A 13,641-nucleotide genomic window follows, 5' to 3' on the forward strand; every position below is an offset into this window, starting at 1 on the left:
CCACGCGTTCACCTACGCGGGACCACGTATTCACGTACGCAAGATTGAGGGGAAAGAAGCAATGGGTCAGGTCTCACGCCGTCTGGAAGAACTCGGACTGACGCTGCCGCCGCTGCTGCCGAAGCTGGCGAATTACGTGCCGACGAAGACGGTCGGCGATCTCGTCTTCGTCTCCGGTCACGGCCCGCTGAATCCGGACGGCTCGGTGAAATACCGGGGACGCCTGGGTGCGGATTTCACCATCGACGAGGGCAAGGAGGCCGCCAAGCTCGTCACGCTGAACATCCTCTCCGCCCTCAATGCCGAACTCGGTGATCTCGACCGGATACGGGAATTCGTCAAACTGCTCGTGATGGTGCAGTCCGCCCCCGATTTCCAGGAACAGCACGTGGTCGCGGAGGGCGCCTCCGACCTCCTCACCGACGTCTTCGGCTTTGAGCGCGGCTCGCACGCACGCTCCGCCGTCGGCATGATGGCCCTCCCCTTCGGCATCGCGGTCGAAATCGAGGCCGTGGTACGCATCGAGGCCTGACGCCCGCCTGCCGGCCCTCTTCCGGGGCTCAACCGTCCCGGAAGAGGGTGAGCCACGGCAGCAGGTCCTCGCGGAGCTCGGGATCGCGGACCCCCAGACCGTCCCGCGGCGCCAGGCAGCGGATGCCCACCTTCCCGTGGTGGCGCCCCGCCCGCAGGGCGGACACGGCCTCGGCGGTGGCCTCCAGGGGATGGGTGACGGACAGGGGCGGATGGATACGGCCCTTGAGGACGAGCCGGTTGGCCTCCCACGCCTCCCGGTAGCTGGCGAAGTGCGTACCCAGGATCTGCTTGAGCCCGGTCCACAGCGAGCGGTTGTCGTAGAGGTGCGCCGGGCCCGTAGTGGAGGCACAGCTGACCACGGTGCCGCCGCGCCGGACCGCGTACACCGACGCGGCGAAGGTGTCCCGGCCCGGGTGCTCGAAGACGATGTCGGGGTCCTCCCCGCCGGTGAGGTCCCGCACGTGCCGGGCGAAGCGCCGCCACTCGCCGGGGTCCGGGGTGTCCGGGGCCTTCCAGAACTGGTAGTCCTCGGCCGTGCGGTCGATGACGAGGTCCGCGCCCATCCCGTGGCACAGCGCGGCCTTCTCCGGCGACGAGACGACACACACGGGCGTGGCCCCGCCGGCCAGCGCGTACTGCGTGGCGAACGAACCCAGCCCGCCCGCCGCGCCCCAGATCAGGACGGTGTCGCCCTGCTTCATGGCCGCACCGTTGTGGGAGACGAGCTGCCGGTACGCGGTGGAGTTGACCAGCCCGCAGCAGGCGGCCTCCTCCCACGTCAGATGCCCTGGCTTGGGCATCAGCTGGGTGGCCTTGACCAGCGCGAGCTCCGCCAGCCCGCCGAAGTTGGTCTCGTAGCCCCAGATGCGCTGCGCCGGTCCGCGCGCCGCGTCGTCCTGGCCGTCCAGCTCCACCACGAGGCAGTGCGCGACGACCTCGTCACCGGGCCGGCAGTGGCTGACGCCGGGGCCGGTGCGCAGGACGACGCCGGAGAGGTCCGACCCCAGGACGTGGTACGGCAGGTCGTGCCGCCGTCCGGCCGGTGATCTGCGGGCGTACTCCGTCAGGAAGCGGAACGTCGGCTCCGGCTCGAACAGCGCGGAGTCGAGGGTGTGGTGGTTGACCGACGAGGCCATCACCGCGACCAGCACCTCGGCGTGCCCCGGCTCGGGGACCGGCACCTCGTCGAGGTGGAGCGAGGCACGCGGGTCGCGCTCGTCGTGCGGCACCCCGGCGAACAGCGCGGCGTCCGCACGGTGCACGGTCACCGCCCGGTACGTCCGTGGCAGGGGCAGAGCGGCGAACTCCCGGGCCGTGACGTCCGGATCGAGCAGGGCGGCGACGAGCTCGTGCACGGTGCGGTTCCTTCCTGACGGTGCCTCCCTCACGCCGCCATGGAAGACCACGCTCCCCGCCCCAGCCGGAAAAACCGCCCTAAACCACCCAAAGGGGCAAAGGCGCCCTGGTCTGCGGCGGACCTGCTGTGCTTCTTCCCCTCACGGGGCGGCGGGCCCCGGTGACCAGCGGAGGGTGAGGGCCGGCAGGTTCTCCATGTTGCCGCTGCCGTCGTCGGTGCCCACCACCCGGAACCCGTGGTGCGCGTAGAACGCCCGGGCCTCCGCGTTGAGTTGGAAGACATGCAGGGTCAGCCCGCCCGGGGAGTGCTCCCGCGCCGCACCGAGCAGCCGGCTGCCGATGCCGCTGCGCCGCACGTCCGGCCGCAGATAGAGCTGATCGAGCAGCTCACCGCGCACGGCGGCGTACCCGACGATCTCCTCCTCCCGTACGGCGACGAGGGTGTGGCTCTCCGGCAGCACGATTTCGCGGATCCAGTACGTGACCTCGTCGTGCGTACGACGCTGCGGCGGCAGATACGGCATGGTGGCCGCCCGTGACGCCTGGTGAACGGCGGCTATCGCCGATGCGTCGCCCGGCTCGGCGGGGCGGATGGTGATGATGGTCGACCTCCCAGGTGTCCTCCGGGCATACACCCGGGCTACTTTCGGTCATCCGTTCGCCTGGGTGCTCGTGGGGATGAGATTATGCGGGCGCCGGCCCGGAGGCGCTTCTTTTTCTGCGCCCGGAGCCGCCAGTTGACTCCACGACCGATGTCGTCCGTCCCTTAGACAGGTCCATGAAACGAATACCGTGGGCGCGGGCCGCCGCGCTCGGAGCTTGTGTGTCCCTTGCGATCGCCGTGCCGGCGCTGGCCGTTCGTGACACGGAGAGCCAGCCCGTTCCCCCTGCGGCTGCCACCGACGCCGCGCCGACCCCGCCGCCCGTGACGGCGCAGGCGATCCGCGATGCCCGCGCCACCGAGAACTACTGGACGCCGGAGCGGATCCGCGCCGCCGTGCCGATGGACGCGGTGCAGACCGGCGGAAAGGGCCAGGACGCGGCGGGCGCCCCGGGTGCGGGGCGGCGTTCGATGGTGCCGACCCACCGGGCCGACGCGGGCGTGGCCACCGTCGGGGTGTTCCTGATCCGCAGCGCCGAAGGATCGGCGACGCCCAACCAGTTCTGCAGCGCCAGCGCCGTGGCGTCGCCGACCAAGAGCCTGGTGCTGACCGCCGCGCACTGCCTCGCGGGCGACAAGCCGTACCGCGACGCGGCGTTCGTGCCGGGCTATCGCGCCGGGGCCTCGCAGGCGGGTGAGGCGGGGGAGACGCCGTACGGGCTCTTCCCGGTGCAGGCGGGCAAGGTCTGGATCGACGGGCGGTATCTGACCTCGTCGCCCAGCGACGACGTGGACTTCGCCATGGTGCGGGTCGGACCCAACTCCCAGGGGCAGTTGCTGGAGGACGCGGTCGGCGGCGGGAACCGGCTCACCTCCGTCTCGGCGACGCAGCTGGCGCGCAAGGACGTGACCCTCGTCGGCTATCCCGGCGGCCAGAAGACCCCGCTGCAGTGCACGAACGACACCACGGCCTTCCAGGGCCGGTTCATGGAGATCCGGTGCGACGGATTCCGCTCGGGCGTCAGCGGCGGGCCGTTCCTGGAGCACTTCGACGGGAGCCGGGGCGACCTCGTGGGCTCCATCGGCGGCTACAAGACCGGCGGGCCCACCGCCGACATCTCCTATTCGTCACAGTACGACGGCGATGTCTTCCGCCTCTACCGCCAGGCGGTCGACGACGCGGTGCCGGACAGCGCCGGGCAGCTGGGCGACGGCTCCACCTGGCAGCACGCCACGTCCCTGACCGGCGGCCGGTTCCACACCACCTCGGTGCGCAACGGCACCGGTGACCTGATCGTGCGCTGGTCCGACGGTGAGCTCTCCCTCTACCCCGGCAACCGGCAGTACGGCTTCGGCAAGGACATCACGCTCGCCAAGAAGAACGAGCTGTGGAAGCAGGCCAAGGCCATCACCGCGGGGGACTTCACCGGCAATTCCACCGACGATCTGCTCGTCCGCTGGGCCAACGGCAAACTGACCCTCTACCAGGACGTCAACGAAACCAACAAGCTCCGCAACGAGATCCAGCTGGAGGCGCCCAATGGGACGTGGACGCACGCCTACGGCCTCGCCGCCGGCCGGTTCGGCGGCGGCAACACGCGCCGGGACGACCTGGTGGTGCGCTGGTCCGACGGTGAGGTGACGCTCTACACCAACGTCGACGGCAAGGGGCTGCACGCCGAGAAGCAGCTCGCCAAGCGGAACCCGACCTGGACGCACGCCGTCGATCTCGCCGCCGGGGACTTCCGGACCGCGGCCGGCGACCAGGACCTGGTCGTCCGGTGGTCGGACGGCGAGGTCACCGCCTACGAGAACGTCGCGGCCAAGGGCCTGAAGGGCGACCACCAGCTCCGGCCCGCGAAGTCCGCCTGGCGCAACGGCCGTCTCCTCACCGCCGGGGCCTACGGCGGTGGCACCCGTCAGGACGATCTGATCGCCCTCTGGCCGGGCGGCAAGCTCGCCATGAACGGGGACACCACCCTCACCGCCCTGGGACGCGAACGGGTGCTGGTGCCCGCCCGGGTCGGCTGACGGCGCACACGACACGTGGCGCGAAGCCCCCGGTTCCGCTGTAAGGAACCGGGGGCTTCGGCGTGACCAAAAGAGGAAGGCCGCGGAAGATTTCGGTCAATGGTCCGGACCGGAAATGACCGTGGACGTCGCGGTGTTGCACCCGGTGACGCACTCGTCGCCGCCGTCCGGGACCTCCCGGGAGCGGGCATCCCAGGAAGAGGACCTCCCATGAAGATCGGCATCATCGGCGCGGGCAACATCGGCGGCAACCTCACCCGCCGGCTGACCGCCCTCGGGCACGACGTGTCCGTGGCCAATTCGCGCGGGCCGCAGACGTTGCGGGAGCTGGCCGAGGAGACCGGCGCCACCCCGGTTCCGGTGACCGAGGCGGCCCGCGGCGCCGAGGTCGTGGTGGTCACGATCCCGCTGAAGAACGTTCCCGACCTGCCCTCCGGCCTGTTCGACGGGGCCGTCGACGGGTTCGCGGTGATCGACACCGGCAACTACTACCCCAAGGAGCGGGACGGCAGGATCGCCGCGATCGAGGACGAGGGACTGACGGAGAGCCGCTGGACCGAACAGCACCTCGGCCACCCGGTCATCAAGGCCTTCAACGGCACGTACGCCCAGGACCTCCTCGACAAGCCGCGCCCCCAGGGTGACCCGGAGCGGCTGGCCGTGCCGGTGGCCGGGGACGACGAGGCCGCGAAGCGGACGGTCCGCGCGCTGATCGACGAACTCGGCTTTGACACCGTGGATGCGGGCGGCATCGACGATTCCTGGCGCCAGCAGCCCGACAGCCCCGTCTACGGCCTGCGGGCCGGCGTCGAGGCGGTCACCAAGGCGCTGGCCGAGGCCTCGCCGGAGCGCCCGGCGGGCTTCCGGGCGTAACCACCGTACGCAGCACCAGGATCGAGCGGCGGGCCGTCGGCCTCACACCGCCGGCACCAGGCCGTCCGCGACCAGGCCGGCGTACACCGCCTCGCTCAGGGTCTCCACGGCGGAGCGGGGCCGGATCATCACGGTGAACTCCTTGATCCGGCCGGTGGCGTCGTCGAGGTGCAGCAGATCGATGCCGTGGATCTGCCGTCCGCCCACGGTGGCGCGGAAGAGCAGCACGTCCGCGGCGGCCTGGGTGCCGTCGGCGGTGGTCTCGGCCTCGCCGCGGAAGGCGCCGACGTAGCGGAAGTCCTCGAACGTGCGCAGCAGCACCCCGAAGAGCCCCATGACCAGCGGTTTGCCCTCGAAGGGGGAGAACTTCACCGGGCTGTAGAAACGGATGTCCTCGGTGAACAGGTCCTCCAGGGCGGGGAGATCGCGGCTCTCGACGGCGGCACGGAAGCGGTCTGCGGTGGTCATGGGTCTCCTTGTTGGCGGGACAGCAGGGCGGACGCCCTCGCGGTGCGCGGTCCTCGAAGGTTCTGATACTCAAGAATCTGACTACTCACTTTCTTGAGTATCATGCGCGGGAGCGGTCCGGAAGAGGTGACCGGCAAGGGCGACGGAAAGGAGGCGGCCCATGGCGCTCCGACATGCCGTCCTTGCGGCGCTGCTGGACGAGGAACTCAGCGGCTACCAGCTGGCCAAGGCCTTCGATCTGGGCGTGGCGAACTTCTGGCACGCGCTGCCCCAGCAGCTGTACACCGAGCTGACCCGGCTGGAGAAGGAAGGGCTGGTCGCCGGGCGGGAGGTGGTCCAGGACGCCCGGCCGAACAAGCGGCTGTTCCGGGTCACCGCGGACGGGCTCGCCGCGCTGGAGCGGTTCGCGGCCGAGAGCGCCAAGCCCTCCTTCATCCGCGACGACCTGCTGGTCAAGATCCAGGCCGCCGACCACCTCGACGCCGACGTGCTGATCGCGCGGCTGGCGGAGCGGGAGAGGTTCGCCGAGGCCAAGATCGAGCTGTTCGGCGGGCTGTTGCGGCAGATGCGCGGGGACCGCGACGAAGCGGAGTTCCTGCGCCACGGCGAACGGATCGGCCCCTACCTGACCTGTCTGCGCGGCCTCGCGTTCGAGCGGGAGAACCGGGACTGGTGCCGGCGCAGCGCGGAGATCCTCCATGCGCGCCGGCACACGTCCCGGGACGCGGCCCCGGACACTACGAGTCCGTCGTCCAGCTCCCCAGCGCGATCTCGGCCGTGATGCCCGGGCCGAAGCCCGCGAGCAGGCCGCGGTGACCGTCGCCCGCACAGCCCTCGTCGAACATCCGGGCCAGGGCGTCGAGGACGACCGCGCTGGCGATGTTGCCGTACTCGGTGAGCGTGGCACGGCTGAAGCGGAAGGCTTCCGGCGGGACGTCGAGGAAGCGGCTGAGGTCGTCCAGAATGCGCGGCCCGCCCGCATGGACGAGGTAGAAGTCCAGCTTTCCGGCGTCCCATTCGTGCTGCTGCGCGAGTTCGCGCAGGGCCGGGGCGAGCGGTTCCATGGTGCCCGGTACCCGCTTGTCCAGCTGGAAATGGAATCCCGTCGAGCGCACCGCGTAGGAAATCCAGTCCTCGGTGTGCGGAATGAGGTACGAGCCGTTGCGCTCCAGGGATACGCCGGTGCCGCCGCGCCCCCGGACCACGGCGGCGGCTATCGCGTCGCCGAACAATCCGTTCGACAGCAGCGATCCGACGCCGAGGTCCGTGGGCTGGTAGCACAGCGAGCAGAATTCACAGGCGACCACCAGGACGTTGGCGTCGGGATACGCCGTGCAGAAATCGTGGGCGCGGTTGATCGCGGCACCGCCCGCGGCGCAGCCGAGTTGCGCGATCGGCATCTGCCGGGTGTCCGTCCGGAAGCCCATGGTGTTGATGAGCCAGGCCGTGAGGGACGGCATCATGAAGCCGGTGCAGGAGACGTAGATGATCAAGTCGATCTGCTGCGGCTCCAGTTCCGCCTCGTCCAGGGCCTGGCGCACCACCGAGGGCACCCGGGCCTTGGATTCCTGCTCGTAGACGGTGCTGCGGGCGTCCAGCCCGGGGTGTTTGAGCACCTTGTCGATCGGCTGGATCAGCCGCCGGGTGAGCACGCCGGTGTGCTCGATCAGCCGGAGTACCAGTCGCAGCTGCGCGTGGTCCTTGTGCAGCCGCTTGGCCAGTTCGAGGGTTTCGTCCCGTGTGATGACGTATTCGGGGACGGCTATTGCCGGTTTGCACAGTACCGCCATGGGATGCACTCCTTGCAGCAGAACTGTGGTCCGCCCGGTGCAGTTCCTGCTCTGCAGTGTGGAGCCGCACCGACCGCCGGTTTCAGGAATTCAGCCGGCCGCCGGTATGTCCGGACTCTTGGGAGGATGCGAGCGGGCCAGTCGTCGAAGAATGAACTCGTCCGATAGGAACTCTCCCGATCTCCCCGTGTTTTCGGAGTAAGCGGAACGGCCTTTCTGCGGCCGAGCCGTTCGAGTTAGATACGGTACGCCGGGTGGTTGATCTCCGCATGTTGCGGCCGGTACCCGGCGCCCGTCGGCACCTCTGCCGGACTCACCACACCACCGGCAATTCCAGCGGATAACGCCAGATGGAACTCTGGTTCCAGCGGATTTCCTTGGGCGGCTTCGCCAGCGCCAGCTCGGGGAAGCGCTTCAGCAGCGACCCGAGCGCGACCTCCAGCTCCGTGATGGCGAGCGGGGCGCCCAGACAGTGGTGTCCGCCCCAGCCGAACGTCATGTGGTTCGGGCCCTCACGGTCGAGGTCCAGCTCGTCGGGCCGGTCGAACCTGCTGCCGTCCCGGTTGGCCGTCAGATACGAGACATGCACGATGTCGCCGGCCCGGATGGTGATCCCGCTCAGCTCCACGTCCTCAAGGGCAACGCGGGGGATGCCCACGCCCTTGCGGAACGGGATGAACCGCAGCATCTCCTGGATCGCCTGCGGCAGCAGATCGGGACGGGAGCGCACCCTCGCCAGCACATCCGGCCGCGAGAGCATCAGGCAGGAGAGGTTGGCGATCTCGTAGGTGGTGGTGTCCTGGCCGGTGATGAGCAGGACCATGGCCATCACGGTGAGTTCCTGCTCGCCGAGCATCTCGTCCCCGTCGCGGGCCGTCGCCAGGACGCTGATCAGGTCGTCGCCCGGATTCCGGCGCCGCTCGGCGGTCAGCTTGCGGAAGTACTCCCGCATCTCGGCCTTGGACCGGATGGCGTTGTCCTTGTTGTCGACGCGGAGGTTCATCATCGTCCGGGCGTGGGCGCGCAGTTGCGCCTGGTCGCCCTCGGGGATGTCGAGGACCTCGCAGATCGTGATCAGGGGCAGCGGCCCCGCGAGGTGCTCCATCAGGTCGGCCGGTGGACCGTGCCCGGCCATCCGGCTCAGCAGGTCGTCGACGACGTGGTGGGTGCGTTCCCGCATCCGCTCGACGTGCCGCGGTGCGAACGCCTTGGACACCAGGCTCCGCAGCCGGCTGCTGGCGGGCGGGTCCATCACGTTGATCGCCTCGTCCTGGACGATCGGCTCGGGCGTCATCCGCGGGAAGTCGCGGCCGACGACCGCGTGGCGGCTGAAGCGCCGGTCGGTCGTCACGGTCCGCACGTCCTCGTAGCGCGTGACGAGCCAGGCCCAGCCCTCGCCGTGCGGCAGCTGGATGCGGGCGACCGGTTCCTCGGTCAGCAGGCGCTTGAGCGTCGGATCGAACTCCAGGGCCTCGGCGTAGTCGAAGGGACAGTTCCAGACGGTGGAGTCGGGCTCCATGCTGACCTCCAGGAATGGCGGAGACAGGCCTTGACATCCCGATCAGCGTAGAAGCGGCGCGGCAGGTCGGCCCGGCTGCCGGGGGGTGCGGGGACGGCGGGAGCGGGCCCCTGGCCGCCGTCCCCCAAGGCCGAGCGGGGTCTCGCGCCGGTCCGTCTCCGCATTCGTCCGAACGGGTGACGGGGAGCGGCGGCCGGTCACGGTGCGATACCCCCTCAGCCGGCCGCCTCGACCTTCCTGACCTCGGGTTCCGCGGAATTGCGGATGGCGCCCCAGCGGGTGGCGGTCTGCTCGTGGATGAACCAGATGTCGTCCTCGGTCAGGCGCCGGGAGACGACACCGGGGAACGCCTCCTCGAAGAAGATGTACGGCGGCCGGTTCTCGATGTCGGGGGAGTGGTAGTCGAGCCGGTCGTGCATGCCGTGCGCACGGGTGATCCTGGTGGCCGGGTGGTAGGTGAGGATGTTCGGGCTGGCCAGCATGATCAGCCCGTCGTCGACCAGCCGGCCGACCTCGTAGACGGTCTCCTCGATGGTCTTGCGGGTCTCGCCCTCCAGGCCGAACAGCACCGAGCTGCCGACCGGGATGCCGGCGTCCCGGATGCGCTCCAGGGCCGTACGGACCTTCGCCTTCCACGGGAAGTCGGTGATCCGCCGGATGTTCTTGTGCACGTGTTGCATGACGTCCGTCGACATGCTTTCGATGCCCATGTAGAGGTAGGTGCAGCCGGCGTCGCGCAGCGCCACCAGCAGGTCGCGCACCTCGTCCTCCTTGTGCAGGGTGGTGAGCAGGTCGGCGGTGACCTGGCAGCCGAACTGCAGCTGCCGCAGCCGCTGCCAGTCGCCCTCGTCGGCGATCCACCGCCGGCAGCCCTCGGGCAGTTTCTCCGGTCCCGCGGCGGTACGGGCCGCGTGCAGCAGGGCACAGAATTCCCGCATCAGGGGGAAGGAACCGGTCCAGAAGATGGAGTCGTCGAAGAAGACCGCCTCGGCGCCGTAGCTGACGTATTCGCAGAGCCGCTCAAGGGCGGTCTCGGCCGGCGAACCCCGGAACCGCTTCAGACCGCCGACCACCAGCGCCGATTCGGAACAGAAATCGCAGTGGTACGGGCAGGCGTTGGACACCGTCATATGGGCCGTACGGGCCGGCGAGCCGTCCGGCAGGGGAAAGACCGGGAAACGGGACCGGATGGCGAAGCCCTGATAAGGGGAGGGGAGCGCCGCCAGATCGAGCTTTTCGCCAGCTATCGGAAAGGCGTGCACGGTGTCCAGGTCCAGCGCGCACACCAGGGAATTGCCCGGCACCCGTATGCCGGCGGCGCCGAAGAGTCGCAGGATCCGGACCACCTCACCGACCGTGGCCCGGGTCCGGTCCAGGTCCATGGCCAGGGCGATCGCCTTCATCAGCAGGTCGAGGGCGAACTGCCCCTCTCCGCCGACGCAGAAGTCCACCACCGCCTCCGCCCGCCGGTCGTCGATGGCCTGGAGGGTCGAGCTGTATTCCAGAATGACGGACCGCTTCGCCGGGGCGTACCGCATCGTCTCGTCCATGTGGCGGCCGCCGAACACCACCAGGCAGTCCGGCAGTTCCTGCTTGACGATGCGCGCCATTTCCAGTGCGTACCGGTGACCGGGGGAGACCGTACTGACGAGGAACACCCGCGGCCGGTGCCGGCGGAGTTCGGCCCGCAATTCCGCCCGGGCCTCCGCGTCCCACACCCGCGGATCGAAGACCGTGGCGTCGGACGTCCCGGTACTCGCACGCTGCGACGGCAGTCCGTGTTCCGCGCTCAGCCGGTGCACTTTCGACGGTGGCTTTCCCCAGCTGGGGCAGAGGTCGCTGAACGGGACGTCCTCTCCGGCGCCGAGCCGGGCGGAACGCAAAGCACTGTCGACCGGAACACTCAACGCCGCATAAAGGCACATCGGATCGCCCGGATACGTGATTTCGCCTTCCGGTGACGTCATGACCGGGGCGAGCGCCGCGAGCACCGGAAAACTCCGGGCGTGCCAGGGCACCTCGGCGGGACCGGCGCAGTCCGCCCGCGCGACCAGTTCGGCGATCCGCGACTCGCGCAGCAGCGTCAATTCCCGGGCGGAATCCGCAGCCATGTCCGCGGCGGTGCGGAAGTCATCGTGAACGACCGTCTGGCGTATGAGCATGCGTAACTCCTGATCGGTGGTCAACTCGGAGGAGGAAGCTGAAGGAGTTCTCGGGGCACTCGGTGCGGTGGGCCTGGCGGTGGGGGGAGAGCCGGCCGGTGTGCCGGGGCGGCGCGATGGAGAAACGTAATGCCGTTCCCCCGAGGGGGAGCAAGACTTTCGCGATACGGCCCGGCCGACCGGTTCTTTATGAGCGGGCGGCGCCCTTCCGCCTTGTCCGCCATTTCCGGCCCGCCCTACAGTCCGGGGATGGCAGCCCACACCTATCGCGCGCTCCTGACCCGGCACGTGCTGAGCTGGGCCGCGGTCGCCGCCGCGGCGCGCATGCCGGTGGCGATGGCCCCGTTGGCGCTCGTCTTCGTCGTCCGGGAACGGCCCGGCGGATATGTGCTGGGCGCCGAACTCGCGGCCGTCTACGTGGTGGGTGAGGTTATCGGCGCCGCGCTGCTCGGGGCGAGACTGCGGCCCGACCGGGCCCGGCGCCACCTCGCGGGCGGACTCGGCGCGGGCGCCGCGGCGTTCGCCGGCCTGGGACTGCTGCCCGGCGCTCCCGACCTCCTGCTCGGCGCGTTCGCCCTCGTCGCCGGGGCCGCCCCGGGCGCGTCCCCGGGCGGCCTGCGCACCCTGCTGACCGAGCACGTCGACCCCGGCCTGGTCACCAAGGCACTCAGCGCGGAGGCCACCCTCTCGTACGCGGTCTGGGCCGCCGCGCCCGCCGCGGCCGGCGCCCTGGCCTTCGGGGTGGCCCCCTCCGCCCCGCTGCTGCTGGCGGCCGGCCTGATGGCGCTGTCCGCCGCCGGACTGTGGGCGCTGCCGGCCGGCTGGCGATCGGACCCCGCCGACCGCGCCGGCGTCCCGATGCTCCGCACCCTCGCCGCGGCCTGGCCGGTCTACGTGTCGGGCGCCGCGGCCATGTCGCTGCTCGCCCTGGCCGAACTCGTCCTGCCCGCCCTGCTGGAACAGCGTCACCTCGCGGTCGGCTGGTCCGGTCCGCTGCTGGCCGGGTACGCCCTCGCCTCCGCGGCCGGCTCGCTGCTGTACGGGCTGCGCAGCTGGCCCGGCCGCCTCGGCACCCAGAGCCTGGTTCTGCTGCTCGCCGTCGCCGCCTGTGTGGCCGCCGCCGGGGTGGTCCCGCTGCTCGGCGTCATCGCGGCGGCCCTGTCCCTGGCCGGGCTGCTGCAGGCCGGGCTGCAGCTGACCCGGGCGCTCGGGCTGCGTGCCGTACTGCCGCCCAGTGCCCTGGCCGCGGGCTACTCGATGATGTACTCGGTGGTCGGCGTCGGATACGCCGCCAGCGCCTCGCTCTCCGGGGTGGTGCTGGGGCTGGCCACGCCCAGCACCGCGATCCTCGCCGGGGTGCTGCTCACCCTCGTCCTCACCGCGGCCGCCGCGGCCGGTGAACTCCGGCTGGTCCGGGCCGGCGAGTGCGCACCGGCCGAGCGCTGAGGCCCGCACCACCGCCCCCACCGTCCCCGCCCCCCGCCCGGGCCGTCAGGCCGCCGGTTTCCCCAGCGCGGCGATCCGGGACGGCAGGGTCTGCCACACCTCGGGGGTGTAGAAGTGCCCGCCGGGCAGCTCGTCGTGGCGGAACGGGCCGGCCGCCAGCTTCCGCCACTGCCGCGCCGTCTGCGGATCGATCACCTCGTCGACCGCCCCGGTCAGCACCTGCAGCGGTGCCCGCACCGTCGCGCCCGCCCGGTGGTAGAAGGAGTCGCGCACCCGGAGGTCGGCCCGCATCAGTTCCACGGCGATCTCGCACAGGTCCGGGTCGCCCAGCACATGCCCCGGAAGCAGCCCGAACTCCCGCATCCAGTGCATGAGTTCACCGTCCGACTGGTGCTGCGCCGGGAACATGTCCTGCGGGGTGAGCCCCCGGCTGGGCGCGTTGGCCGAGGACACCACGACCGCCGCCGGGGCCGGCCCGCCGCGCTCCTCGATCCGGGCCGCGACGTCGAAGGCCATCCAGCCGCCCATGCTGTGCCCGAAGAGCACATAGGGCAGGCCGGCGGCGGACAGCACCGCGGTGACCGCGTCCTCGGCCAGCTCGTCCCAGTCCCGGGCGCAGTCCTCGGCGAACCGGCCCTCCCGTCCCGGATAGCAGACCGCCGCCAGCTCCGTGCCGGGCGGCATCGCCTCGGTCCAGGCGAGGTACGAGCCCGCCCCGCCGCCGCAGAAGCCGAGGCAGACCAGCCGCTGCGCGGCGTCCGGGACCGGCTGGGGGCGGACCACGATGGTGTCCTGCATGGGTCGTCTCTCTTCTCGGGAAGCGGAAGCGCTGCTCGGTGGTGTCCGGCCGTACCGGACGGG

General features: G+C 70.7%; 12 protein-coding genes. 5 read left to right on the plus strand and 7 right to left on the minus strand.

Going from position 1 to position 13,641, the window contains the following annotated elements:
- The first annotated feature begins 61 nt into the window (after window positions 1-61).
- The gene (locus tag IG62_RS0123520) at window positions 62-532 is read left to right on the plus strand and encodes a RidA family protein (RefSeq protein ID WP_030806641.1); all 471 of its coding nucleotides are present in this window, start codon (window positions 62-64) and stop codon (window positions 530-532) included.
- Window positions 533-560: 28 nt separating this feature from the next.
- Here IG62_RS0123520 and ccrA read toward each other — a convergent pair whose 3' ends face one another.
- Entirely contained in the window at window positions 561-1,889 is a 1,329-nt protein-coding gene (gene ccrA / locus IG62_RS0123525) for a crotonyl-CoA carboxylase/reductase (RefSeq protein ID WP_030806644.1), read from the minus strand.
- A 141-nt stretch (window positions 1,890-2,030) separates the two neighbouring features.
- Complete coding sequence (locus IG62_RS0123530) at window positions 2,031-2,525, minus strand: GNAT family N-acetyltransferase (RefSeq protein ID WP_051798468.1); 495 nt, start codon at window positions 2,523-2,525, stop codon at window positions 2,031-2,033.
- A 188-nt stretch (window positions 2,526-2,713) separates the two neighbouring features.
- Between IG62_RS0123530 and IG62_RS0123535 the strand changes: the two genes are divergently transcribed.
- Both IG62_RS0123535 and IG62_RS0123540 read left to right on the plus strand, forming a co-directional pair.
- The gene (locus IG62_RS0123535; protein WP_030806659.1) at window positions 2,714-4,522 is read left to right on the plus strand and encodes a trypsin-like serine peptidase; all 1,809 of its coding nucleotides are present in this window, start codon (window positions 2,714-2,716) and stop codon (window positions 4,520-4,522) included.
- A 210-nt stretch (window positions 4,523-4,732) separates the two neighbouring features.
- Entirely contained in the window at window positions 4,733-5,395 is a 663-nt protein-coding gene (locus IG62_RS0123540; RefSeq protein ID WP_030806660.1) for an NADPH-dependent F420 reductase, read from the plus strand.
- A gap of 42 nt (window positions 5,396-5,437) precedes the next feature.
- Here the strand turns inward: IG62_RS0123540 and IG62_RS0123545 are convergent, their stop codons facing one another.
- Window positions 5,438-5,863, minus strand: coding sequence for a nuclear transport factor 2 family protein (locus IG62_RS0123545; protein ID WP_030806661.1), 426 nt, complete (start codon window positions 5,861-5,863; stop codon window positions 5,438-5,440).
- Window positions 5,864-6,023: 160 nt separating this feature from the next.
- Here IG62_RS0123545 and IG62_RS0123550 point away from each other — a divergent pair, with 160 nt between their 5' ends.
- On the plus strand, window positions 6,024-6,644 hold the full coding sequence (locus IG62_RS0123550) for a PadR family transcriptional regulator (protein WP_051798470.1): 621 nt from the start codon (window positions 6,024-6,026) through the stop codon (window positions 6,642-6,644).
- On the opposite strand, the gene IG62_RS0123555 is transcribed toward IG62_RS0123550, so the two are convergent.
- The 3 genes from IG62_RS0123555 to IG62_RS0123565 all read right to left on the minus strand — a co-directional run bounded on the left by IG62_RS0123555 (window position 6,601) and on the right by IG62_RS0123565 (window position 11,334).
- The gene (locus IG62_RS0123555) at window positions 6,601-7,653 is read right to left on the minus strand and encodes a type III polyketide synthase (protein ID WP_030806663.1); all 1,053 of its coding nucleotides are present in this window, start codon (window positions 7,651-7,653) and stop codon (window positions 6,601-6,603) included. The two genes, IG62_RS0123550 and IG62_RS0123555, sit on opposite strands and share 44 nt — an antisense overlap.
- Window positions 7,654-7,966: 313 nt before the next feature.
- A complete protein-coding gene (locus tag IG62_RS0123560) occupies window positions 7,967-9,172 on the minus strand; it encodes a cytochrome P450 (RefSeq protein WP_030806664.1) in 1,206 nt (401 codons plus the stop codon).
- Window positions 9,173-9,387: 215 nt separating this feature from the next.
- The gene (locus IG62_RS0123565; RefSeq protein ID WP_199812516.1) at window positions 9,388-11,334 is read right to left on the minus strand and encodes a B12-binding domain-containing radical SAM protein; all 1,947 of its coding nucleotides are present in this window, start codon (window positions 11,332-11,334) and stop codon (window positions 9,388-9,390) included.
- A gap of 249 nt (window positions 11,335-11,583) precedes the next feature.
- Between IG62_RS0123565 and IG62_RS0123570 the strand changes: the two genes are divergently transcribed.
- Window positions 11,584-12,780 (plus strand): hypothetical protein, encoded by a 1,197-nt coding sequence (locus tag IG62_RS0123570; RefSeq protein WP_037839121.1) that lies wholly within the window; start codon window positions 11,584-11,586, stop codon window positions 12,778-12,780.
- Window positions 12,781-12,825: 45 nt separating this feature from the next.
- Here the strand turns inward: IG62_RS0123570 and IG62_RS0123575 are convergent, their stop codons facing one another.
- Window positions 12,826-13,578 (minus strand): thioesterase II family protein, encoded by a 753-nt coding sequence (locus IG62_RS0123575; RefSeq protein ID WP_030806672.1) that lies wholly within the window; start codon window positions 13,576-13,578, stop codon window positions 12,826-12,828.
- Between the last annotated feature and the right edge of the window lie 63 nt (window positions 13,579-13,641).

The organism is Streptomyces sp. NRRL S-337 (assembly GCF_000720175.1).
Taxonomy (GTDB): domain Bacteria; phylum Actinomycetota; class Actinomycetes; order Streptomycetales; family Streptomycetaceae; genus Streptomyces; species Streptomyces siderophoricus.